Source organism: Rhizobium sp. RHZ01, assembly GCF_014851595.1.
Classification (GTDB): Bacteria; Pseudomonadota; Alphaproteobacteria; order Rhizobiales; family Rhizobiaceae; genus Rhizobium; species Rhizobium altiplani.
Genome location: NZ_JACUZZ010000007.1, coordinates 73,268 through 94,387, shown reverse-complemented (window position 1 = coordinate 94,387; position 21,120 = coordinate 73,268). Strand labels below are relative to the sequence as shown.

The 21,120-nt window shown below is 60.6% G+C and carries 23 protein-coding genes and 1 tRNA gene; 14 read left to right on the top strand and 10 right to left on the bottom strand.

Going from position 1 to position 21,120, the window contains the following annotated elements; genetic code table 11:
* Positions 1 to 34 precede the first annotated feature (34 nt).
* Together IB248_RS10150 and IB248_RS10145 are read right to left on the bottom strand one after the other, a co-directional pair.
* On the bottom strand, positions 35 to 538 hold the full coding sequence (locus IB248_RS10150; protein WP_112667597.1) for an isoprenylcysteine carboxylmethyltransferase family protein: 504 nt from the start codon (positions 536 to 538) through the stop codon (positions 35 to 37).
* Complete coding sequence (locus IB248_RS10145) at positions 535 to 1,587, bottom strand: type III polyketide synthase (protein WP_018856865.1); 1,053 nt, start codon at positions 1,585 to 1,587, stop codon at positions 535 to 537. Before IB248_RS10145 ends, IB248_RS10150 begins: the two co-directional genes overlap by 4 nt.
* A 164-nt stretch (positions 1,588 to 1,751) precedes the next feature.
* Between IB248_RS10145 and IB248_RS10140 the strand changes: the two genes are divergently transcribed.
* The 5 genes from IB248_RS10140 to IB248_RS10120 all read left to right on the top strand — a co-directional run bounded on the left by IB248_RS10140 (position 1,752) and on the right by IB248_RS10120 (position 6,071).
* Entirely contained in the window at positions 1,752 to 2,342 is a 591-nt protein-coding gene (locus IB248_RS10140) for a tetratricopeptide repeat protein (RefSeq protein ID WP_018856866.1), read from the top strand.
* Positions 2,343 to 2,393: 51 nt separating this feature from the next.
* On the top strand, positions 2,394 to 2,999 hold the full coding sequence (locus IB248_RS10135; RefSeq protein WP_025659483.1) for an RNA polymerase sigma factor: 606 nt from the start codon (positions 2,394 to 2,396) through the stop codon (positions 2,997 to 2,999).
* The gene (locus IB248_RS10130; RefSeq protein ID WP_192240766.1) at positions 2,996 to 3,781 is read left to right on the top strand and encodes an anti-sigma factor; all 786 of its coding nucleotides are present in this window, start codon (positions 2,996 to 2,998) and stop codon (positions 3,779 to 3,781) included. Before IB248_RS10135 ends, IB248_RS10130 begins: the two co-directional genes overlap by 4 nt.
* Before the next feature lie 233 nt (positions 3,782 to 4,014).
* Positions 4,015 to 5,409: a selenium-binding family protein gene (locus tag IB248_RS10125; protein WP_169681240.1), complete on the top strand. Its 1,395-nt coding sequence runs from the start codon at positions 4,015 to 4,017 to the stop codon at positions 5,407 to 5,409.
* A 29-nt stretch (positions 5,410 to 5,438) separates the two neighbouring features.
* Positions 5,439 to 6,071: a hypothetical protein gene (locus IB248_RS10120; RefSeq protein ID WP_025659480.1), complete on the top strand. Its 633-nt coding sequence runs from the start codon at positions 5,439 to 5,441 to the stop codon at positions 6,069 to 6,071.
* A 142-nt stretch (positions 6,072 to 6,213) separates the two neighbouring features.
* On the opposite strand, the gene IB248_RS10115 is transcribed toward IB248_RS10120, so the two are convergent.
* The 5 genes from IB248_RS10115 to IB248_RS10100 form a co-directional block, all read right to left on the bottom strand.
* Positions 6,214 to 6,432: a DUF982 domain-containing protein gene (locus IB248_RS10115; protein ID WP_025659479.1), complete on the bottom strand. Its 219-nt coding sequence runs from the start codon at positions 6,430 to 6,432 to the stop codon at positions 6,214 to 6,216.
* Between the two features lie 473 nt (positions 6,433 to 6,905).
* Positions 6,906 to 7,070 carry a hypothetical protein gene (locus IB248_RS10110; RefSeq protein WP_246779228.1) on the bottom strand — a complete coding sequence of 55 codons (165 nt, stop codon included), beginning with the start codon at positions 7,068 to 7,070 and terminating at the stop codon, positions 6,906 to 6,908.
* Positions 7,071 to 8,018: 948 nt separating this feature from the next.
* A complete protein-coding gene (locus tag IB248_RS31665; RefSeq protein WP_246779227.1) occupies positions 8,019 to 8,384 on the bottom strand; it encodes a hypothetical protein in 366 nt (121 codons plus the stop codon).
* Positions 8,377 to 8,553, bottom strand: a complete 177-nt coding sequence (locus IB248_RS31660) for a hypothetical protein (protein WP_245271653.1) — start codon at positions 8,551 to 8,553, stop codon at positions 8,377 to 8,379. The genes IB248_RS31665 and IB248_RS31660 overlap by 8 nt, the downstream gene beginning before the upstream one ends.
* A 329-nt stretch (positions 8,554 to 8,882) precedes the next feature.
* Positions 8,883 to 8,956: transfer RNA gene (locus IB248_RS10100), tRNA-Gln, on the bottom strand.
* Positions 8,957 to 9,212: 256 nt separating this feature from the next.
* Between IB248_RS10100 and IB248_RS10095 the strand changes: the two genes are divergently transcribed.
* Genes IB248_RS10095 through IB248_RS10085 form a run of 3 tightly spaced genes read left to right on the top strand, consistent with a single transcriptional unit; the run spans position 9,213 to position 11,920 of the window.
* Complete coding sequence (locus IB248_RS10095) at positions 9,213 to 10,748, top strand: Ppx/GppA phosphatase family protein (protein WP_192240765.1); 1,536 nt, start codon at positions 9,213 to 9,215, stop codon at positions 10,746 to 10,748.
* A 9-nt stretch (positions 10,749 to 10,757) separates the two neighbouring features.
* Positions 10,758 to 11,477, top strand: a complete 720-nt coding sequence (locus IB248_RS10090) for an RlmE family RNA methyltransferase (protein WP_018856877.1) — start codon at positions 10,758 to 10,760, stop codon at positions 11,475 to 11,477.
* 59 nt (positions 11,478 to 11,536) lie between these two features.
* A complete protein-coding gene (locus IB248_RS10085) occupies positions 11,537 to 11,920 on the top strand; it encodes a VOC family protein (protein ID WP_192240764.1) in 384 nt (127 codons plus the stop codon).
* A 3-nt stretch (positions 11,921 to 11,923) separates the two neighbouring features.
* Here IB248_RS10085 and IB248_RS10080 read toward each other — a convergent pair whose 3' ends face one another.
* Entirely contained in the window at positions 11,924 to 13,348 is a 1,425-nt protein-coding gene (locus tag IB248_RS10080; protein WP_113470019.1) for a DHA2 family efflux MFS transporter permease subunit, read from the bottom strand.
* Positions 13,349 to 13,599: 251 nt separating this feature from the next.
* Between IB248_RS10080 and IB248_RS10075 the strand changes: the two genes are divergently transcribed.
* From IB248_RS10075 to IB248_RS10065, 3 genes are all read left to right on the top strand, one after another.
* Complete coding sequence (locus tag IB248_RS10075; RefSeq protein ID WP_192240763.1) at positions 13,600 to 14,589, top strand: MBL fold metallo-hydrolase; 990 nt, start codon at positions 13,600 to 13,602, stop codon at positions 14,587 to 14,589.
* Between the two features lie 178 nt (positions 14,590 to 14,767).
* On the top strand, positions 14,768 to 16,252 hold the full coding sequence (gene guaB / locus IB248_RS10070) for an IMP dehydrogenase (RefSeq protein ID WP_192240762.1): 1,485 nt from the start codon (positions 14,768 to 14,770) through the stop codon (positions 16,250 to 16,252).
* A gap of 2 nt (positions 16,253 to 16,254) precedes the next feature.
* The gene (locus IB248_RS10065) at positions 16,255 to 16,815 is read left to right on the top strand and encodes a hypothetical protein (RefSeq protein WP_192240761.1); all 561 of its coding nucleotides are present in this window, start codon (positions 16,255 to 16,257) and stop codon (positions 16,813 to 16,815) included.
* A 1-nt stretch (position 16,816) separates the two neighbouring features.
* Here the strand turns inward: IB248_RS10065 and IB248_RS10060 are convergent, their stop codons facing one another.
* On the bottom strand, positions 16,817 to 17,734 hold the full coding sequence (locus IB248_RS10060) for a LysR family transcriptional regulator (protein WP_018856883.1): 918 nt from the start codon (positions 17,732 to 17,734) through the stop codon (positions 16,817 to 16,819).
* Positions 17,735 to 17,829: 95 nt separating this feature from the next.
* On the opposite strand from IB248_RS10060, the gene IB248_RS10055 reads away from it, so the two are divergent.
* The 3 genes from IB248_RS10055 to IB248_RS10045 all read left to right on the top strand — a co-directional run bounded on the left by IB248_RS10055 (position 17,830) and on the right by IB248_RS10045 (position 20,087).
* Positions 17,830 to 18,585: an SDR family oxidoreductase gene (locus IB248_RS10055; RefSeq protein WP_062376003.1), complete on the top strand. Its 756-nt coding sequence runs from the start codon at positions 17,830 to 17,832 to the stop codon at positions 18,583 to 18,585.
* A 105-nt stretch (positions 18,586 to 18,690) separates the two neighbouring features.
* A complete protein-coding gene (locus IB248_RS10050; RefSeq protein ID WP_018116127.1) occupies positions 18,691 to 19,113 on the top strand; it encodes an MAPEG family protein in 423 nt (140 codons plus the stop codon).
* A 98-nt stretch (positions 19,114 to 19,211) separates the two neighbouring features.
* A complete protein-coding gene (locus IB248_RS10045; RefSeq protein WP_112667585.1) occupies positions 19,212 to 20,087 on the top strand; it encodes a dienelactone hydrolase family protein in 876 nt (291 codons plus the stop codon).
* Here IB248_RS10045 and IB248_RS10040 read toward each other — a convergent pair whose 3' ends face one another.
* A complete protein-coding gene (locus IB248_RS10040) occupies positions 20,088 to 20,993 on the bottom strand; it encodes a hydrogen peroxide-inducible genes activator (protein ID WP_025659470.1) in 906 nt (301 codons plus the stop codon).
* Positions 20,994 to 21,120 lie beyond the last annotated feature (127 nt).

Genomic DNA, 21,120 nt, shown 5'->3' with positions numbered 1-21,120 from the left:
TACGGCAGGCTGCACGCAAACGAAAAATGTCGTTTTATTTCAAAAACATTGTCGTTCTGAGTGCCTCGTTTTCGGCTTTGATGCGGACGTAAAGTACGGCCGCGTTCAGCACTGAAAATGTCGCCGCGTAGAGGGGCATCCCGAAGGCAAGCGGAAGGACGGCGATTTCGCCAGCCACGATGACATAGTTCGGATGAGCCATGAATCGGTAGGGTCCGCTGCTGACGAGCGGAGCGCCCGGGAGAACGATGATGCGTGTTGTCCACCGCCCCTTGAGCGTGCCGATGACCCAGAGCCGGCCAGCCTGCAAAACCATGAAGACGGCAAACCAGATTGCGTCGACCGGACGACCGATCGCCAGCAGCCACAATCCGGCTATCCAACAGCCGTGCAGCGCTACCATGAAAGGATAGTGCTGCGGCGCGACCTCTTTCGCGCCGCTGTTTAGAAGCACCCGCGTATTGTGGCGGGCAAGGGCGAGTTCCGCGAGGCGCTGTGCGGTCACGAAGGCGAGCAGTGCAAGGGAGGGCCACATCATGCCGCTCTCTTCAAGGTCACGCAGCTGGCGGAGAAACCCGGTCCTAGGGCGACCATCGCGCTGCGTTCCGGCAATCCCTCCTTCAAGGCGCGCTCCAGCACGAAGAGGATCGTCGGCGAGGACATGTTTCCGTATTCCGCAAGCACCGCGCGCTCGTGATCCAGGGTTCCCGATTCTAGCGACAGCGCGCTCTCCAGGGCCATAAGCACCCTCGCGCCGCCGGGATGGCAGATGAAGCGACCTATATCGCGACGAGAGAGACCGTTTCTCGCCAATATCCCGTCGACGGCCGGGCCGAGTTCCGTCTCGGCAAAGGGCGGTAGCGATTGAGCGAGAACCACGCCGAAGCCGGTGTCGTCGATCTTCCAGCCCATGATACCGAGCGTATCGGGGAAAAGATGCTCCCCCGTCGACTCGACTTCGGCCTTACCCTCTCGCCCCGCCCGGAGAATGCAGGCGGCCGCGCCATCGCCGAAAAGTGCCGTGGCGATGATGTTTGCGCGCGTCAGCTCGTCCAGCCGGAAAGCCAGAGTGCAAAGTTCTATTGCCACGAAAAGCACCGTTGCGCCCGGCCGATCGCGGGCAAATCGCGAGGCGATGGCGAACCCGGAAACACCTGCTGCGCAGCCGAGTCCGAAAACGGGAACGCGTTCGATGTCCGAGCGGAAGCCCATTTTCTCTGCGAGCTGTGCATCGAGGCTCGGTGTAGCAATGCCCGTGGACGAGATGGTGACGATGCAGTCGACGTCGCATCCCTTTAGACCGGCCTGCTTGAGTGCATGGGTGGCCGTCTCGAAAAACAGGCTGCGCGCGACTTCGCCATAAGCCTCCATTCTGTCTTGCCAACCGTGCGGCTCGATGAACCATTCCAGCGGACGGGCGGCATAACGTCTCTTGATGCCGGCATTCTCGAAGACGCTTGCCAAATGCGAAAAATCCTTGAAGCGGGACGAAAACAGGCGCGCAGAGGTTTCCGCCGCCTCCTTTTGCGTGATGACGTGCTCCGGCGTCGCGACGGCAAGACTCAACAGTTTTACGGTATCACTCACGGGATGCTCCTTTTGCCCGGCGCGTGAGCGGCTAACACGTCAGGCCCGCATTTATTCGCCCGCACCGAGATCGCAAGGTGCAAAAAAGAAGAACACGCAATCGAATAAAGTGCCAGTCAACGGTGTTCATTCGCCGCCAACGTCATTTTCGTAGGAGATATCCCATGACGATCGCGACTGTTCGTATTGCTTCCATCCTGGTCGGCGGCTGCATTGCCGCGTTTGCACTCTCCACGCCCGCATTTTCGATTGGCGGCGGCAGCAGCAGCGGCGGCAGCAGTAGCGGATCCAGCGGGTCCAGCGGCTCCGGAGGGAGGAGCAGCGAAAGCACCATGCCGACCTGCAAGAAGGGCCAGATGTACGACAAGAGGACGAAGAGGTGCGTCAAACAGAGCAGCGCCAACGTGACGGAAGAAAACCGCACGGACTACGCCTATTCGCTGGCAAAAGCCGGACGCTATGAAGAAGCGCTCGCCATACTCGATACGCTGAAGGATCCGAATACCGCCGAGGCTCTGAACTATCGCGGCTACGCCACCCGCAAGCTCGGCCGCACGGATGAAGGCATTTCCTACTACCTGAAGTCCGTTGAGCTTGATCCCAAATACGCGCAGGTTCGTGAATATCTCGGCGAAGCCTACGTCATCAAGGGTCGGCTCGATCTTGCCAAGGAGCAGCTGGAAACAATCAAAACGATCTGCGGCACCGATTGCGAGGCGTATCGCGATCTGAACGAAGCGATCCTCAAGCCTTGACCATTGAAGAACAGCGGGAATGCGCAACCACGGTTGAATAGGAACCTTCCAATGCCGGTCGCGTACACCACATTTCCTGCCTATAGTCGCGCAGTACCAGAGCCGTCGGTGCAACCGGCGGCTTTGGAAGGAAAAATCGTGGCGGAGGCTCTCATCGCAAGCGAAGCCGATATCAAAAGTGGCCTGGCGGACAATCTGCTGCGGCTGTGGCGCTATGGCCTTGTGCTCTCGCATCGCCGCGACGTTGCCGACGATCTCGTGCAACAGACCTGTGTTCGCGCTCTGGAGCGCGTCGAGCAGTTCGAGACGGGAACGCGGCTGGACCGCTGGCTGTTCTCCATCCTTCATTCCATTTGGTTGAACGAGATCCGGTCGCAACGCGTGCGCCTCGGTCAGGGCTTCGTCGATGCAGACGAGGCCCTTGTTGTCGATGGCGCCCGCGACGCGGAAACCCATCTCATGGCAAACCAGGTTCTGCGGCTGGTCAATGCGCTGCCGGATGCGCAGCGTGCAGCGGTCTTTCTCGCCTATGTGGAAGGCCTTTCCTACAAGGAGGTCGCAAGCGTACTGGATATCCCGATCGGCACCGTGATGAGCCGCCTTGCCGCCGCGCGCGCCAAGATAGCCGCCAGTGTCTCGGGAGAGGGGGTTACATGAACGACAAGAACCAAATCCTCTCCGATGAGGAGTTGACGGCCTATATCGACGGGGAGCTGTCGGATACGGAGGTCTCGCGCATCAAGGCGCTTCTCGACTCGAACGCGCGTGCGGCCGCGAGGCTGGAGTTGTTGTCGCGGAGCAGTCTCCCCTTCAAGCAAGCCTTCGAGCCGCTGCTTGCCGAAGCTCCGAAGGCAAGGCTCGACACCTTGCTCGGTACGCCGGCCGACGCGAAGCCGGCTCCCGAACGCTTCGGTCGCCGCGGTTTCCTTGGTGCGCTTGCAGCCTGCCTCGTCGCCGGAATTGTGGCTGACCGGGCCTTCATCAGCATCCGCAATCGCGTTGATGCTCCGGATGAAAGCAGCGAATGGCGCGCCGTCGTTGCCGAATACCTCGCCCTCTACACTGTCGATACCCTGGCCGGCCCGTCGCCGTCAGGCGAAGCGCAGGCAGCCCAGCTCGCCAGGCTCGTCGACAAACTTGGCATCTCCCTGTCACCCGAAGCGGTGTCGCTGCCCGGCGTCGAGTTCAAGCGCGCCCAATTGCTGCAATACGACGAAAAGCCGCTCGCACAGATTGCCTATCTGGACCCGGAGACGGGGCCGCTGGCACTCTGCATCGTTCGCTCGGACGTCGGAAAGCAGGATCCCGACGTCGAAGGCCGACGCGGCATGAATGTCGTCTACTGGTCGAACGAAACGCACGCCTTCATGCTGATCGGACGCATTCCGATCGACCGGATGCAGGAACTGGCGGAGGATGTCCGCAAAAGGACTGCATGAGGTCTGAGGCGGAGTGGCGGCGAGAGCGGCTATGAAAAAAAGGACTGCCCAATCCCGCGATTTTTTGAGATAGTTGCGTGGGGAGGATGACCTCTACGGCTCGCGTGGCCGGTTCGAATTGGTATCCCTTGAACGTCCTTGGACCCGCCCCATCCGCAGCGTGAGTCGGCTGTCGGCAAGCATTTAGCGAGCATTTTTCACTGTTCAGCACACGCTAGCCAGGAGCAATTCACATGGAAACGTGGAAACCTGATCCGAGCTTTTATCCGTCGCCACGCATGGCCATGAAGGCGGCGCCCGAGACGTTTGCCTATGTCGTCGCCTTCGATCCAACGCGAGCGGTTCCCGATGAACTTGCTGTCGTCGATGTCGATCCGACATCGGCCAGTTACGGGCAGATCATAAACAAGCTCGCGATGCCTAATGTCGGTGACGAACTGCATCATTTCGGCTGGAATGCCTGTTCGTCCTGTCTGTGCCCAAACGCGCCGCACCCGCACGCTGAACGCCGCTATCTGGTCGTGCCGGGACTGAAATCTTCCCGAATCCATATCATCGACACCAAGCCGGACGGCAAAAATCCTCAGATCGTCAAGGTGATTGAGCCCGCGGACGTGGCCGAACGAGCCGGCTATTCCCGGCCGCACACCATCCATTGCGGCCCCGAGGGCATCTATGTGGCCGCGTTGGGCAATGCCGAAGGCAAGGCCCCAGGCGGGATTTTTCTGATTGATCACAGGACTTTCGAGGTCCGCGGACAGTGGGAGATAGATCGGGGAGAGCAACAGCTCTCCTATGACGTATGGTGGCACCTTGGCCACGACACGCTCGTTACCAGCGAGTGGGGCACGCCCGATACCTTCGAAAACGGGCTCGTCCCCGACATCCTGCTCGGCGCGAAATACGGACGCCGTCTACATTTCTGGGATCTGCACACGCGCAAGCACCTGCAGACGATCGATTTCGGCGACAAGTACCAGCTCGTATTCGAGCTCAGGCCCGCGCACGACCCGACGAAAGCCTATGGCTTTGTCAACTGCGTGCTCAGCCTAGAGGATCTCTCCTCCTCGATTTGGGTCTGGCACCGTGACGGTGAAAAATGGGGGGTGACAAAGGTGATCGACATTCCGGCGGAGCCCGCCGATGCCGACCAACTGCCGCCAATGCTCAAGGGTTTCAAGGCCGTGCCGCCGCTTGTCACCGACATCGATCTCTCGATGGATGACAGATTTCTCTACGTGTCCTGCTGGGGAACCGGCGATCTCCTTCAGTACGATGTATCAGATCCGTTCAAACCGAAGCTGACCGGCAAGGTCCGCATTGGCGGTATCGTTTCGCGTGCGTCGCACCCAGGGGCCGAGAATGGCGCGCTGAACGGGGGCCCGCAGATGGTCGAGATCAGCCGCGATGGTCGTCGCATCTACTTCACCAACTCGCTTTACGGGGCGATCGATGAGCAGTTCTATCCCGATGGCATAACGGGCTGGATGGTGAAGCTCGATGCGAAGCCGGAAGGTGGCATTGCCTTCGACGAGAAATTCTTCGTCGAATGGCCCAAGTCACACCGTCCGCATCAGGTCCGCCTGCAAGGTGGAGACTGCTCGTCGGATTCCTATTGTTATCCCTAGGGAAACGACATCAGGCAAACGAGGCGCCGATGAACGAGCTCTGGCCCTGGATGCTGCTGGCGGGACTGGGCGCCTTTCACGGTCTCAATCCCGCGATGGGGTGGCTGTTTGCCGTTGCGCTCGGCGTTCACCGGCAGAGTTTCACGGCGGTGGTTCAGGCCGTACCCGCCATTGCCCTCGGGCATGCTGTCTCCATCGCGTTGGTGGCCGGAGCTGTAGTCGCCGCCGGCCTTTTCGTGAACCAGGATGCTGTGCGCATGGCCACCGGCGTGACGCTCGTTGCCTGGGCGATCTGCCATCAAGTCTTCGGGCACAGTCGCCGCGTTCGCGTCGGCTTGCGGACGGGACTCGCCGGCCTTGTGCTCTGGTCGTTCCTGATGGCCACGGCCCATGGCGCCGGCCTCATGATCCTGCCCGCCCTGATGCCCCTCTGTCTGACCCAGCCGCCATTGCCGAATGTTGGCGGCGCCGGTTCCGCCGCCATGGCGATTGCCGCAGTCGGCGTCCACACGCTCGCAATGTTGGCGGTCACAAGCCTCATTGCGCTGACGGTTTATCGCTGGGTCGGGCTCGAAATATTGCGCAGTGCCTGGATCAACGTCGACTTGCTGTGGACGGGGGTTCTGTTCGCCACCGGTGTCGGGCTGCTGATCATCAGGTGAAGGCGAGTAGACCTGGCACACGCGCACCAGTAAGGACCAAACGCGCAGCCGTCCAGCTTGTATCAAGCAGAGGCAGCAGCCAAGACCTCGACCCGGCAGCCGCCTGAGGACCGGATCACCGAAATTGGTGCACTCGAACGACTTAGCGCGTGGCCGCGAGCTGAACGGCGGACTTGGCGTCTTCCGTTTTCATCCGACCTTCAACGACCGCTCGGCAGGCCTTCCAGGCTCGTTGCCACTTGGCCGCACTCTGGTTCGGTTCATGGACGAGCCAGGTCAATGCCTCCTCCGGGGAGCCGACGACAATACGAATGCGGTTGTCTCCCAGCACGAGAGGTGTTTCCCATCGGTGTACCAGCATGGCCACACTCCAATCATGTGAGGGTCCGTTATCGGCGCCATCGAGTACTCGTTCTGCCTTCAGATAGATGGGTATTCGCAGCAGGCAATCAAAGGGAAGAAATGGATGGCAGGTCGCCAAGTGCCTCAAACAGGAACGGTGATCGGTGTTTCTTGGGCGACGATAAGGCGACCGATACAGATGCCGATCGCCCTTCCGAACCTCAATTCTTCTTTGGGGCGCTTTGGCTGGCCTTCGGCTGAGAACTTAAAATGGGCGGGCCGCTTTTGTCGGCGGCCGCCTTTTCCTTCTTTGGCTTCCAAGAAGACGGAGCGGCTGAAGCTCCTCCGTCTGGAACGTGAGGCTTGCGCGCCCGCACCGACGGCGAAACCAAAGCGCGGGCGGCACGCTTCTTGGTCTAAACAACAACGTGATGGAGATCAGTGATCTCGGGATCTTCATGGCGAAGACACGACCATCCTCACAGTAAGGAGTTAGGCCATCCGGAACACTGCCTCTGCGTCAAGAGCCGCTGCGAGAAATGCGGACTGCGCGTCTCCCTGAGTGACTGTTTCCGTCATCGTACCAGCGTAGGCCTGCATTGCCGAGAAGAAGGCGCGGCCGTTCGTCACCAGGCCAATTCGCAAAAAGCATATCAAGGTCTTCTTCCGGAGATGCAACAGGATGCAGCACGCGGTTGCGTTCACAACGACTAAGACTAGCCAGCTCGGTACCGACACAGGGTCTCCGATTCCACATTCGAGAATAGTGGATCACACAGTTAGCCAGCGTAAGACATGAGGGAGAAACATTCCTCACCCGTGCGATCCACTCCCTCAATCCCCGCCTTGACGCGTTGTTCCATGCTATCGGCCTGCTACATCGGGAAGGCGGAGAGTCCTACAGCTCCAGGAAATTTCTACCGAGGAGGCCGTCCCTGAATGGAGGCGCGTGTCCGCTCGAAGCTTGGTGGAGATATTGCCGAAATCACCCGGCCAAAATGCCTTTCCAGTTCCCTGGATAGGTCGTCGGGGGAGGTCATCCCATGTTGGAAACGTTCGAAAAGTAGCTTGGCTGCGATGTTGTATCGCTCAGGATGAGCAACACTATTGGCAGCACTGTATCCAGCCGCATCCAAGATGCGTTGCAGCATAGTAAGGTCCCTGGAATGTAAGACATAACCGAATTCGGAAGACACTTCGGTCCTCCTTCAATTTGGGGCGAGGGCTCTGAGCCCTTGATGCAGCAGCGCCCGTGACATTGGCTGCTGAAGAAGCGAGCATGCCTGAGCGTGGCTCCGGATGCAACGCAATTCGTGCAATTTTTGTTTTTATCAGACTTCGAGAATAAAACCAAAAATTGCGCTTGCGTTTCATGCAGCGAGTGCCTATATGCCTTTCATCGGCATTGCTGATGAGCGCTGGAATATGTCTGCCGCTCGCAATTTGCCGCAATCGCTTTCTACTTTTGACCACGGATGTACTGGCACTGGTATGAGTAGCGATGTGAGGAAGGTCGGTGCGGTTTCGCCCCGGCCTTTTTTGTTGGCTGCTCCGCTGGTCGACGTCTTGAGGCTCACTGCGAAAGACGAACCCTGCGCGCAGGTCCTACGACAGGTCATGACCGACCTTGGCGGAGTAGGAAAGCTTGCTGAGCGCGTCGTCAAGGAACGGTGCAACTGCGGCGGCACCGATCGCCGGGGCAACAGCGATATCGAGAATTCGGCGCCGGCCAAGCGTGGTCGGGCTTTCATACGTAATGATCGCTGATGGCGGATAGAAGGAAAGGCAGAGATGGGTCGAAACGAACGGGCGCCGACCGGCTGCATACCGGTGCATCAGCATTCGGATGCCATCCTGGAAGCCGCGAGTGTTCGCCTCATGGAGCAGCTCTAGATAGTTCGATCTGATCGCAAAGATATGAGATGCAGATACCCCGTTGTCGAGCCGCGAGCAGCTTGTCAGCTCAGCCATTCTCCAGATGGAGCTCCAGCACTTCGATGTCGGCGGGACGGCCGTTGCGTCTTGCGGCGATCGAGACGTCTTCAAGATGCAAGCGCATCACGTCGCGTTCATGTTCGCAAAGCTTTTGGAGCTGCGCCTTGGACATCGGTTCCTTCGAGTTCATCTTCAGCTCGGCCATGAGCGTGTTGAGCTTCCGACCGACTGCTTGAGCCTTTTTATGGTCCGAACAATGAAGGCTCAATGAAAGCCGGCTGCCCGGCTGGCATCGCGTGAAAGAACTGGGAACACGCGCCCGCCGGTAAAAGATGTTGCCGCGGCGAATAAGGTTCTGGACGTCGTGGCGGACCGCCATGGGATAGTTGCCCTTGCCTGCCACTGCGACGCCCCCGCGCTCATTAGGCGGGCATCACCTGTGTGCTACAGCTCTGGGCATCAGGTCGCGCATGATGCCAAAACGATATCCGGCAGGACCGGAAAATCAAGGAATTAAGGGCATTTAGGGAGAATTGGCTGGGGAACCTGGATTCGAACCAAGATCGACGGAGTCAGAGTCCGCTGTTCTACCATTGAACTATTCCCCAGCAGGTGCGGCGCTCGAAGCGGCTCCGCTGGTGTGCGGCGCTTATAAACAAAAGCTGGCGGATTGCAAATACCTGTTTCGAAAAAAATGAACAGGGGTTTTACGCTGGCTTTTGAGCTCGAAGAGAGGACCTATTTCGCTAACGCCAAAAAGAATTTGGTGATTTCGCCATGCGCTGGTATCTTCGCGCCAACGCAAAATCGAATGAGCGCCTGCTGCATACCTTTTGGACTTGCGCGGCGCGATGGAAAAAGAACGTGGAAGACCCCGAACGCGGCCAAAGGCCGCAAGGTAACGGGGCGCCGGCGGCAGGGCGCAGGGATGGCAAGAAATCCAGGCGCCGCAAGGGCAAGCGTGGTGGGCAATCCCGCAATGCGAACCAGTCCGCTCAGCATGTCCTGTCCGGCGATGCCGGAGAGGCGGCGCGCCCAATTGAAGCCGACAATGTCGCGCGCAAGCGCAAGCGTCGCCGTCGTGGCGCAGGCGCTCCAGGCGAAGCGGTTCAACAGCATCAGGCAAGCAACGAAAACGCCCTAAGCGCGACGCACGCTGTTCGCGGTGACGGCGAATCGGTGCCGAGTCGCCGCAATCGCCGCAAGCATCGCGGCAAGCGCGGCCTCCAGGGACGCCCACTGGTCCATGAAAAGCCGACCGGACGTCCGGCCCAGCCGCAGCAGCCAGCGCCCGCCGGGCGGGCCGGGGCAGCCGAATTGCGAACCGGCCAGAACGATAATCGTGGGGCACGCCCGTCCGAAGGAGGGCAGCGCAGCCACGAATATCCGTGGCCGGATGAGCTTTACGCCGCTCTCGATCTCGGCACCAACAATTGCCGTCTTCTGATCGCGCAACCGACGCGGCCGGGTCAGTTTCGCGTTGTCGACGCCTTCTCCCGGATCGTACGCTTGGGCGAGGGACTGGCGGCAAGCGGCCGCCTCTCCGACGATGCGATGGATCGCGCCGTCGATGCGCTCCGCGTCTGCGCCTCCAAGCTGAAGAGCCGCGAAATCCGCCGTATGCGGCTGATCGCGACCGAGGCCTGCCGGCAGGCGAGCAACGGGGCCGTGTTCCTCGAACGCGTCATTGCCGAGACCGGCCTCGAACTCGAGATTATCGATCGGGAGACCGAAGCGCGGCTTGCCGTCTCGGGCTGCTCGTCGCTCGTCGGACGCGAGACCCGCTCCGTTGTCCTCTTCGATATCGGCGGCGGCTCCTCCGAAATCGCGGTCATTCGTATCGGCGACAACCGCTTCAATCGCCTCGCAAACCACATCACCCACTGGACCTCGCTTCCCGTCGGCGTCGTCACGCTATCGGAGCGTCATGGCGGGCGCGATGTCACCCCGGATGTTTTCGAGGGCATGGTGGTGGAAGTGGCGGGCATGCTCGACAACTTCGATTGCCCTGCGATCGACATCGGTCACGCGGATGATTTCCATCTCATCGGCACCTCGGGAACGGTGACGACGCTCGCAGGCGTCCACCTCGACCTGCCGCGCTACGACCGCCGCAAGGTCGACGGCATCTGGCTTTCGGACGACGAGGTCTCGGCGATGCAGGCAAAGCTGCTGTCGTGGGATTTCGCAAGCCGGGCCGCCAATCCCTGTATCGGACCGGATCGCGCCGATCTGGTGCTCGCCGGCTGCGCGATTCTGGAGGCGATCCGCCGCCGCTGGCCGAGCCCGCGCATGCGGGTTGCCGATCGCGGCTTGAGGGAAGGCCTGCTCACGGACATGATGGCGGACGACGGCGTCTGGCGGCGCCACCGCAACCGCCGCGGCCAGCGCGGCAAATAGGGGACAAGCATGGCGAAGCCAACGATTGCGGGTAGCCGCACCGGCCGCAAACTCGGCCAGCGCGTCAAGAACAAGAAGATGAAGGCGTCGTCGCGGCAATGGCTGCAGCGCCACATCAACGATCCCTATGTGCAGCGCGCCCAGCTCGAGGGCTATCGCGCTCGTGCCGCCTTCAAGCTGCTCGAGATCGACGAGAAGCACGGCATCCTGAAGGGCGCCCGCCGCATCATCGATCTGGGTGCCGCACCGGGAAGCTGGTCGCAGATCGCTGCCAAGGTCACGGGCTCGACGGATGAGGATATCCGTGTGGCGGCGATCGACTTCCTGGAGATGGATCAGCTGCCGGGCGTGAAGATCCTGCAGCTGGACTTCCTCGATCCGTCAGCGCCGGCACAGTTGATCGAGGCCGTCGGCGGCACGCCTGATCTGGTGATCTCGGACATGGCAGCCCCCACGACCGGCCACCACCGTACCGACCATTTGCGCACCATGCATCTCTGCGAAGTGGCGGCACACTTTGCCATCGAAGTGCTGGGGGAGGGTGGCCACTTCCTGGCAAAGACCTTCCAGGGAGGCACCGAACGCGATCTTCTCAACATGCTCAAGCGGCATTTCAAGCAGGTTGTCCACGTCAAGCCGCCGTCGTCGCGGGCCGAATCCGTGGAGATGTTCCTGCTGGCGAAAGGCTTCAAGGGCCGCCAGATGGAGCCCGATGTCACCGAAGCTTGATCTTTGGGCTGGTCTCGGGTGATGATCCGGTCTCCCAAGACTTGGAATGCCCGGGTACCATGCTCCTATACGTCACCCTCGGAACCAACGACATTGATGAAGCGCGGCGGTTTTACGATATCGTTCTGCCGCTGCTCGGCTATCGCCGCCAGCGCTACTCCGAAGAGGAAATCGGCTACGCCGCAGATGGCGACACCCGATGCCGGCTCTGGATCGTAACCCCGTTCAACCGCAGGCGGGCATCAACTGGCAACGGCTCGATGGTCGCGCTTCATGCCGAGCGCCATGCGGACGTCGATGCGTTTCATGCCGCAGCCCTTGCCGCGGGCGGCGTAGACGAAGGCGCCCCCGGATTGCGGCCGTTCCATGCCAATTTCTATGCCGCCTATGTGCGCGATCCGGATGGCAACAAGCTGAGCGCCGTCTGCGAGACTCCGGAATAGGCCTTACTTCACGGCCTGTTGTTCCGCCTCGATCGTCGCCGGGGTGATGCGCTTCGCACGGTGGCCGGAAACAAGCGCGCCGGCGCTCCTGTCCATCCGGATGAACGGGATGGTCGCCACGACAGTCAGGATCGCGATCACGTAGAAGGCGACGTGGAAGTCGGCCACCTGCAGCGCCTCGCCGCGGAAATGGATCGATGTTTCAAGGATTGCTGCGGCAACCGCGACGCCAAGCGCCAGGCTGATCTGCTGCATCACCGAGCTCATCGACGTTGCCTGGCTCGCCTGTGCATCGTCGATGTCGGCAAAGGCCAGCGCATTGACGCCGGTAAAGAAGAACGAGCGCGAGAAGCCGCCGACCAAAAGAATGGCGATGATGACGAGATGTGGCGTCTGTGGCGTGAAGAAGCCGGTCGCGACCGTAACCACGGTCGTCACCCCTGCTGCCGAAAGCAGTGTGGTGCGGAAGCCGGCAGCCGCGAAAACGCGACGCGCCATGAACTTGGTCGTGATCGCCCCGATCGCGCCGGCAAAAGTGATGAGACCCGATTGGAACGGCGTCAGGCCGAAGCCGAGCTGCAGCATCAGCGGCGTCAGGAAGGGCATGGCGCCGATACAGATGCGAAACAGCGTCCCGCCGGTTGTCGATGCGCGGAACGTCGGATTGCGGAAGAGGTTCAGATTGAGGATCGGCGCTGGATGCCGTTTGGCATGGCGCACATAGAGAAAACCGCAGACGAGGCCGATTGCCGTCGCCATGATGCCGATAACGGGCGGCAAGGCCGGGAGGCTGACGACGGAAAGGCCGAAGACGACGCCGGCGGCCGAAAACGATGTCAGCAAAAAGCCGGTGAAATCCAGCTTCGGCGGCGCCGTCGCCTCAACCTCCGGCAGGAAAATCGTTGCCAGCCAGACGCCGACAATGCCGACCGGCACGTTGATCAGGAAGATCCAGTGCCAGGTGAAATAGGTGGTGATGAAGCCGCCTAACGGCGGTCCGGCCAACGGTCCGACGAGCGCCGGGATGGTCAGCAAGGCCATCGCCGAGACAAGCTCGCTTCGCTTCGTCGTTCGCAGAAGCACAAGGCGGCCAACCGGCGTCATCATCGCCCCGCCCATGCCCTGCAGGAAGCGCGCAATGACGAACTCGATCAGGCCGGACGAGATTGCGCAGAAGATCGACCCGACGACGAAGACGCAGATGGCCAGGCGGAAAATGCGCTTGGCGCCAAACCGGTCCGCCATCCAGCCGCTGATCGGAATGAAGACCGCAAGCGACACCATGTAGGAGGTCAGTGCCAGCTTCAGCGTGATCGGCCCGACGTGGAGATCGTTGGCGATGGCGGGCAGGGCGGTCGATATGACGGTGGAGTCCATCTGCTCCATGAAGAGAGCAACGGCGAGGATCAGCGGAACGATGCGGTTCATACGCGAAATGCCTTGAAGGTCTTGCGAAGGCGGTGGAGGCCCGTGCTCTGTAGTCCTCGCGACAGGCTCTGCCAACCCTTCATTCCGCTTCCGAAGCACGTTTGCATCACGTCTGCGTGAGACCGCTTGCTCAGCAAATTCAACGGCCAAGATTGACATATGCTTGTTTTGGTCGGGTGCAACAAACGCGGCGGCTGTTGGTCATTTGGGGGTATGCGGCAGTGATGCTGCACGCTATTGGGAGGCGGGATATGGCACTACCGGGGATGAAACGGCGCACTTTGCTTGCTGCGGGCATCAGCCTGCTGGCGACGCCGATGATTTTGAAAGAGACGGCCGCTATGGCCGTAAGTGGAGACAAGACCAAGATGGATGCGACGCCGCAGCCCCAGTTCAATCAGTTTAAACTCGGCTCCTACAAATTTACCGTCTTCAAGGACGGCGCCACGATTGCCGAAAAGCCCTATGAAACCTTCGGAACCAACCAGAAGCCGGAAACGGTTCAGGAGCTGCTTGCGAGGAATTTCCTGCCGACCGACAAGTTCGTCAATACTTACGCACCGACGCTGATCGACACAGGATCGGATGTCATCCTTGTCGATACGGGTTTTGGCGAAGGCGGTCGCGCCCGCGGCAGCGGGCTGCTTCGCGATGGGCTCAAGGCTGCCGGCTATTCGCCCGACGACATCACGCTGGTCGCGCTGACCCATCTGCATGGCGATCATATCGGCGGCCTGATGGAAGGGGGCGCACCGGCCTTCAAGAACGCGCGTTACGTCATCGGCCAGATCGAATACGATTTCTGGACGGACAAAGCGCGTGAAGGCACAGCCGCCGAAGGCGGTCACAAGACAGTTCTCGCCAACGTCGTGCCGCTTGCCGAGAAAGCGACGTTCATCGGCGATGGCGGCACCGTTGCAAGCGGCATCACCGCAATGCTGGCGCCGGGCCACACGCAGGGCCACATGGTTTTCCACATCGAATCCGAGGGTAAGCGCCTCGTGGCAACGGGCGACACCGCCAATCACTATATTCTGTCGCTGCAGAAGCCGGATTGGGAGGTTCGTTTCGATATGGACAAGGCGCAGGCAGCAGCAACGCGCCGCAAGGTCTTCGGCATGATCGCGGCCGACAAGATTGCCTTCCTAGGCTACCACATGCCGTTCCCCGCCGTCGGCTTTGTCGAGGCACACGACGACGGATATCGCTTCGTTCCGAAGACCTATCAGTTCGACCTGTGAGACCGCTGCATGGCAGCCATACCAAGCCCGGCGAACACGTCGGGCTTTTTGCTATTCACTTCCTGTCATAGACGTGTTACCAGCCCTCGCCAACTTCCAAAGCAACCCTTGCACACTGCCGGTGCGGACGATTCGTTCCGGGAGGCGTTGCATTTTTCTTAATTGAAGGAAATTGGCCATGGCTCGCATCATAGAAACGCCAACCGGTTTGGATGCACTCACCTTCGATGACGTGCTCCTGCAGCCCGGTCATTCCGAGGTCCTGCCCGGTCAGACGAGCGTTGCAACGCGCATCGCCACTGACTTCGAGCTGAATATCCCGATCATCTCTTCGGCCATGGACACCGTCACGGAAAGCCGCCTTGCCATCGCCATGGCTCAGGCCGGTGGCCTTGGCGTGATCCACAAGAACCTGACGCCGGCCGAGCAGGCCGAACAGGTCCGCCAGGTCAAGAAGTTCGAAAGCGGCATGGTCGTCAACCCGGTTACGATCGGTCCCGACGCGACGCTCGCCGATGCGCTCGGGCTGATGAAGACTTACAGCATCTCGGGCATCCCGGTCGTTGAAAGGTCCGGCCGTCTCGTCGGTATTCTGACCAACCGCGATGTTCGCTTCGCCTCCGATCCGAAGCAGAAGATCTACGAGTTGATGACGCGCGAGAATCTCGTCACGGTCAAGGAAAGCGTCGACCAGCAGGAAGCCAAGCGTCTGCTTCATGCGCATCGCATTGAGAAGCTGCTGGTGGTCGACGGAGAAGGCCGCTGCGTCGGTCTCATTACCGTCAAGGACATTGAAAAGTCGCAGCTCAACCCGAACGCATCCAAGGATGCGCAGGGCCGCCTTCGCGCCGCTGCCGCTGTCGGCGTCGGTGACGATGGTTTCGAGCGCGCCGAACGCCTGATCGAGGCAGGCGTCGATCTTCTCGTCGTCGATACCGCGCATGGTCATTCGCAGGGCGTTCTCAATGCCGTCGGACGAGTAAAGAAGCTGTCCAACTCCGTCCGCGTCATGGCCGGCAACGTCGCGACATCTGACGGCACCAAGGCGCTGATCGATGCAGGTGCCGATGCCGTCAAGGTCGGTATTGGCCCGGGCTCGATCTGCACGACGCGCATCGTCGCCGGTGTCGGCGTTCCGCAGCTCGCAGCCATCATGTCGGCGGTTGAGGCAGCACGGGCGCAGGATATCCCTGTCATCGCCGACGGTGGCATCAAGTTCTCGGGTGACGTCGCCAAGGCGATCGCATCCGGCGCTTCCGCTGTCATGATCGGTTCGCTGCTCGCCGGCACCGATGAGAGCCCGGGTGAAGTCTATCTCTACCAGGGCCGTTCCTTCAAAGCCTATCGCGGCATGGGTTCCGTCGGCGCCATGGCGCGCGGCTCGGCAGACCGCTACTTCCAGGCGGAAGTGCGCGATACGCTGAAGCTCGTGCCCGAGGGCATCGAAGGCCAAGTTCCCTACAAGGGCCCGGTTTCGGGCGTCCTGCATCAGCTTGCAGGCGGCCTCAAGGCAGCCATGGGCTATGTCGGCGGCAAGGACATCAAGGACTTCCAGGAGCGCGCGACCTTCGTGCGCATCTCCGGCGCCGGCCTTCGCGAAAGCCACCCTCACGATGTGACGATCACCCGCGAGAGCCCCAACTATCCGGGCTCCGGCGGCTGAAAATGAACGCGGGCAGCCGTATTCCGCTCTGGATTATTGCGCTGCTCGCGGCTATCTGCCTTGGCGTGCTTGCGTGGACGACCTTCGGCTTTGTTGTCCCCTTCAAGCACGAAACCGGGCAAGCCGTTCTCGATATCTATTTCGCCGGTTATGACGAATTGACCGTCGGCCGGATGCAGCGGCTCCTCGGCGAGAACGAGATTGCCAACAATCTGTTGCGGGCCATGTACGCTGGTCCCGAGCTGATCTTTCCGGCACTTCTGACGGCACTCCTCTTGCTGGTCTTGATCAAGCTGAGACCCGGCGGCTCATACTTCAACCGCCCGATTCGGCCGTTCTTCGCCAAGCTGATCTATGCGCTCCCCTTCATCTATGGCCTCGCCGACTACGGCGAGAATGTCTCCAGCTTGATCGCTTTCGGGGACAGTGCCTGGGCGGATCAGGCCGCGCAGTTGTTGCCGTGGATGACACGGCTGAAATTCGCAAGCCTCGCCATCTGCCTCGTCGTCATCATCCGCTTCGCTGTCGTTCGTGCGATGCGCGGCGAAGAGGGCAAGCAGTAGCTTACCGCGGCCAACGCCATGGCGGATTGGAAAGGCGAGCCGCCATGAACTCCGATAATACTTCGACCTTTGCCGGTCGTGCGCGTGCGGACGGCGTGACAAAATAAAGTGCCCCGCTGGGCAGGCTCCAATCGGTCAAGATCGCCTTCAAGCGCCCGTCAGCTAGATATTCGCTGGCCATGAACTCCGGCAGCTCGCAGATGCCGAGGCCGCGCAACGCCATTGGGATCAATGCTTCCGAATTGGTCGCCCGAAGTGGGCCGGTTGGGGTGACGAATTCCTCCTCGCCTGCCTTATTCGTCAGCCGCCATATGTCCTGGCGTGGCCGATAGGCATAGCCGAGGCAGTGATGCGCGGCCAGCTCTCGAGGATGCTCAGGACATCCGTATTTCTCGAGATAGGCAGGCGACGCCAGAATGAACGGCTTAACCGGCGCGAGCCGACGGGCAATTAGGGACGAGTCCGGCAAAACCGCGATACGAAGCGCAGCATCGAAACCTTCCCCCACGAGATCGACGCTCGCGTCGCTCATGTGAAGATCGATGCTGATGTCGGGGTAGAGTTCAAAGAACTCGGGCAGGATCGGTGCAATCCAATGCACGCCGAACGTCATTGGCGCTGCCAGCCGGATCAGACCGCGGGGACGACTCGACAGCTCGAGCGCCGCATTCTCGATCTCCTCCGCATCGGAGTAGATCCGCGACGCGCGCTCGGCGAGACGGAGGCCGAATTCCGTCAGCGACAGTTGGCGCGATGTCCGATTGAACAGCCGGGCGCCCAGTCTCTGTTCCAGGCGTGCGACGCCGCGCGAAACGGTTGCTACGGAAATACCCAGCGTCTTTGCCGCGCGGGCGAACGATCGCTCCTCCGCCACTTTGGCAAACATCGCGAGGCCTTCGAAGTCTGGCAGCTTCATCATTTCGTATTTGCAACAATGGGTTTCATTCCTTTCTATTTCGAAACGATCGGCTCGTCCATATCTTCTGCTCAGTCGAACAAAAGGAGACGACGACAATGACTCAGAAATTGAATGGCAAGATTGCAGTGATAACCGGCGCCACGTCGGGCATCGGTCTCGCCACGGCGAAGCGTTTCGTCGCCGAAGGCGCTCGCCTCTTCATCACCGGCCGCCGCGCAGATGTGCTCGCCGCGGCCGTCGACGAGATCGGCGGCAACGTCATCGGCATCCAGGCCGACTCCGCCAAGCAGGCCGATCTCGATCGTCTGTTCAATCGCGTGAAGGAAGAGGCCGGCCGCATCGACGTGCTCTTCGTCAACGCAGGCGGGGGCTCGTTCGCGCCGCTCGGTCAGATCACCGAAGAACAGTTTGACGACACGTTCAACCGCAACGTCAAGGGCGTGCTCTTTACCGTGCAAACGGCACTGCCGCTGCTCGGTAACGGCTCGTCGGTTATTCTGACGGGCTCGACGGCCGGTGCGACGGGCACGCCCGCTTTCAGCGTCTACGCTGCCTCGAAGGCGGCGATCCGCAACTTCGCGCGCAACTGGATCCTCGATCTCAAGGACCGCGGCATCCGCGTCAACACGCTTAGCCCCGGCCCGACGGAAACGACCGGCCTGGTCGAACTCGCAGGCAAGGACAAGGCTGACCAGCAGGGCCTTCTCGACTATCTCAGTTCGCAGGTTCCGATGGGCCGCGTCGGTCGCGCCGAAGAAATCGCCTCCGCAGCTCTGTTCCTGGCTTCGGATGAATCGAGCTTCGTCTCTGGCGCAGAACTCTTCGCCGATGGTGGCATCGCCCAGGTCTGATGCAGCAGCCATGCCCGTCGCACAATCGCGACGGGCATTTGCGGCGTCGGTTGTTTTCCTCTACAGCGTGGAAATCAAACGGAAAAACCGCAAGGAAGAGACAGCATGACCGGCTACGAGATGTTCTGGCCCATTATTGCCCACGTAGCCCTAGTCTATTTCCTCTACATGCTTCTCTCGTACCGCCGGCAAAAGCTGGTTCGGGGGGGCAAGATCCGGCGATCGAACTACCGGGAAAATCGCGACGAGCCAGCGGAAGGCCTTGTCGTCAAGCATTGCCTCGCCAACCAGTTCGAGTTGCCGGTGCTTTTCTACGCCTGTTGCGTCCTTCTTTACATGACGGAAGCCGATAACCTCGTCGCCGTTGTTCTTGCCTGGATCTTTGTCGCATCGCGCTATCTGCACGCCTTCATCCACGTGACCAGCAACAATCTGCGTTATCGCAGCCCGCTCTTTGCCTGCGGCTATGTGGTGCTCGGCGCCATGTGGATGTGGGTTGCCGCCTGGATGGCATTCGCGAACGGTTGAGCGACTTGAAGTAACGCAGTTTTGTTCCTGCGTTACTGGCCGCTGACCTATCTTCCCCGACAGGCGAAAGCCGACAGGTAGGGAACGGGAGGCCTCAAATGAACAAGCCGGAAATCACGCAGGCGATGATCAACGCCTACGACGAATACACGCATCTGACACTCGATCGCCGCAACTTCATGGACAAGCTGACGAAACTGGCCGGTTCCGCCGGCGCAGCCGCTGTCATCGCACCGATGCTTGCGGCCAACAAGGCAAGCGCCGAAATGATCGCCGCCGACGACACGCGGGTGGTGGCCAAGGACGTCACCTATCCCGGTGGAGCTGGTGAGATGAAAGGTTACCTCGTCGAACCCAAGGATGCATCGGGAAAACTCGGCGCCGTGATTGTTATCCACGAGAACCGCGGTCTGAACCCGCACATCCGCGATGTCGCGCGCCGCATGGCGCTGGAGGGCTTCATCGCGCTGGCGCCAGACTTCCTCTCGCCCCAGGGCGGCACGCCGGAGAATGAGGACAAGGCCCGCGAGATGTTCAGCACGCTCGACCGACCCGCCACGGTGGCGAACGCGGAGGCGACGCTTACATATCTGAGCAAACTCGACAATTCCAATGGCAAAGTCGGCGTGATCGGTTTCTGCTGGGGTGGCGGGCTGGTTAACGATTTCGCTGTTGCCTCGCCGGACCTGAAGGCGGGTGTTGCCTATTACGGCGCCCAGCCGAAGGCGGCCGATGTGCCTGGTATCAAGGCTGCGCTGATGCTGCATTACGCCGGCCTCGACGACCGTATCAATGCCGGCATCGACGCCTACAAGAAGGCGCTGCAGGACAATGGCAAGGACTTCCAGATCTTCGTCTATGACGGCGTCAACCACGCCTTCAACAATGACACGTCGGCGGCTCGCTACGACAAGAAGGCGGCCGACCTCGCTTGGAGCAGGACTGTCGAATTCCTGAAGAAGAACCTGGCCTGATCAGGCCGCCAGCTCGCGCGGCGCAGGGGCGACAGCGATGATCGCCTCTGCCAGCGCCTCCATCTCCTTGCCACGATGGTTGCTGCGACGCCAGGCAAGGCAGATCTCGCGCGACGGCTGTGGATCGGTAAAGGGCACGATGCGGATCGAATTGCGGCTGGTCTCCGTCGGAATGGCGATCTCGGGAATGAGCGTCATGCCCATATCATGCGACACCATCTGCAGCAGCGTCGCCATTGAGGTCGCACCAAAGTTGACGAGGCTGCGCTTGCCGGCGCTGCAGACGGCAAGGGCCTGATCGCGCAGGCAATGTCCTTCCTCGAGCAGTAGCAGGCGATCGACATTTACTTCATGCTCGGTGAGCGGCGACATCAGCACCGCCTCGCCGTTGTCCGCTACGGCCATGAAGAAGCGGTCGGTGAAGAGCGGTCGCGTCTGGATGCCTTCGATATCGAGCGGCAAGGCCGCGATCACGGCATCGAGCTTTCCCGTCAGGAGGTCCGCCATCAACCGATCGGTGACCGCCTCCCGAAGTTCCACCTCAACGCTGGGGTAAGTCTTGCGCAGATGCGGAACGAACTGAGGGACGAGGTAGGGCGCGACTGTCGGAATAATTCCGATGCGGATCAGACCTTCGAGCGTGCCTTCGCCCTTTCGGGCCGTCTGCTCGAGCAGGTCGACCTGATGCAGGATGGCGCGGACATAGTGCAGAACCTCTTCGCCTTTCGGCGTCAGGATCGTGCTCTGCCGCGTTCGCTCGACTAGCTTGGCGCCGAGATATTCTTCCATTTCCATGATCTGGGTCGACAGCGCCGGCTGGCTGATGTGGACCATTTCGGCGGCCCTGCCGAAATGGCGCGTCGTTGCCAGCGCATCGAAATAACGCATCTGTCGTAAGGTCAGCATGATAATCTCTTCCAATCGATAATCTCATTAAGTACGACTTGAGATTATCGAAGGTCAATGGAATTACGAGCAAGGCCGCTCTTCAGGTGGCATCTGAGTGGCCGCCGATTTGAGGGCACTTGAGGCA

Excerpts from the sequence above, each read along its gene's own strand:
- IB248_RS10135 (WP_025659483.1), top strand. The coding sequence starts at position 2,394 with ATGCCGGTCGCGTACACCACATTTCCTGCCTATAGTCGCGCAGTACCA.
- IB248_RS10115 (WP_025659479.1), bottom strand. The coding sequence starts at position 6,432 with ATGCTGGTACACCGATGGGAAACACCTCTCGTGCTGGGAGACAACCGC.
- IB248_RS10075 (WP_192240763.1), top strand. The coding sequence starts at position 13,600 with ATGGCACTACCGGGGATGAAACGGCGCACTTTGCTTGCTGCGGGCATC.
- IB248_RS10090 (WP_018856877.1), top strand. The coding sequence starts at position 10,758 with ATGGCGAAGCCAACGATTGCGGGTAGCCGCACCGGCCGCAAACTCGGC.
- IB248_RS10060 (WP_018856883.1), bottom strand. The coding sequence starts at position 17,734 with ATGATGAAGCTGCCAGACTTCGAAGGCCTCGCGATGTTTGCCAAAGTG.
- IB248_RS10085 (WP_192240764.1), top strand. The coding sequence starts at position 11,537 with ATGCTCCTATACGTCACCCTCGGAACCAACGACATTGATGAAGCGCGG.
- IB248_RS10080 (WP_113470019.1), bottom strand. The coding sequence starts at position 13,348 with ATGAACCGCATCGTTCCGCTGATCCTCGCCGTTGCTCTCTTCATGGAG.
- IB248_RS10055 (WP_062376003.1), top strand. The coding sequence starts at position 17,830 with ATGACTCAGAAATTGAATGGCAAGATTGCAGTGATAACCGGCGCCACG.
- IB248_RS10140 (WP_018856866.1), top strand. The coding sequence starts at position 1,752 with ATGACGATCGCGACTGTTCGTATTGCTTCCATCCTGGTCGGCGGCTGC.
- IB248_RS10120 (WP_025659480.1), top strand. The coding sequence starts at position 5,439 with ATGAACGAGCTCTGGCCCTGGATGCTGCTGGCGGGACTGGGCGCCTTT.
- IB248_RS31660 (WP_245271653.1), bottom strand. The coding sequence starts at position 8,553 with ATGGCCGAGCTGAAGATGAACTCGAAGGAACCGATGTCCAAGGCGCAG.
- IB248_RS10045 (WP_112667585.1), top strand. The coding sequence starts at position 19,212 with ATGAACAAGCCGGAAATCACGCAGGCGATGATCAACGCCTACGACGAA.
- guaB (WP_192240762.1), top strand. The coding sequence starts at position 14,768 with ATGGCTCGCATCATAGAAACGCCAACCGGTTTGGATGCACTCACCTTC.
- IB248_RS10125 (WP_169681240.1), top strand. The coding sequence starts at position 4,015 with ATGGAAACGTGGAAACCTGATCCGAGCTTTTATCCGTCGCCACGCATG.
- IB248_RS31665 (WP_246779227.1), bottom strand. The coding sequence starts at position 8,384 with ATGGCTGAGCTGACAAGCTGCTCGCGGCTCGACAACGGGGTATCTGCA.
- IB248_RS10130 (WP_192240766.1), top strand. The coding sequence starts at position 2,996 with ATGAACGACAAGAACCAAATCCTCTCCGATGAGGAGTTGACGGCCTAT.
- IB248_RS10150 (WP_112667597.1), bottom strand. The coding sequence starts at position 538 with ATGATGTGGCCCTCCCTTGCACTGCTCGCCTTCGTGACCGCACAGCGC.
- IB248_RS10040 (WP_025659470.1), bottom strand. The coding sequence starts at position 20,993 with ATGCTGACCTTACGACAGATGCGTTATTTCGATGCGCTGGCAACGACG.
- IB248_RS10050 (WP_018116127.1), top strand. The coding sequence starts at position 18,691 with ATGACCGGCTACGAGATGTTCTGGCCCATTATTGCCCACGTAGCCCTA.
- IB248_RS10065 (WP_192240761.1), top strand. The coding sequence starts at position 16,255 with ATGAACGCGGGCAGCCGTATTCCGCTCTGGATTATTGCGCTGCTCGCG.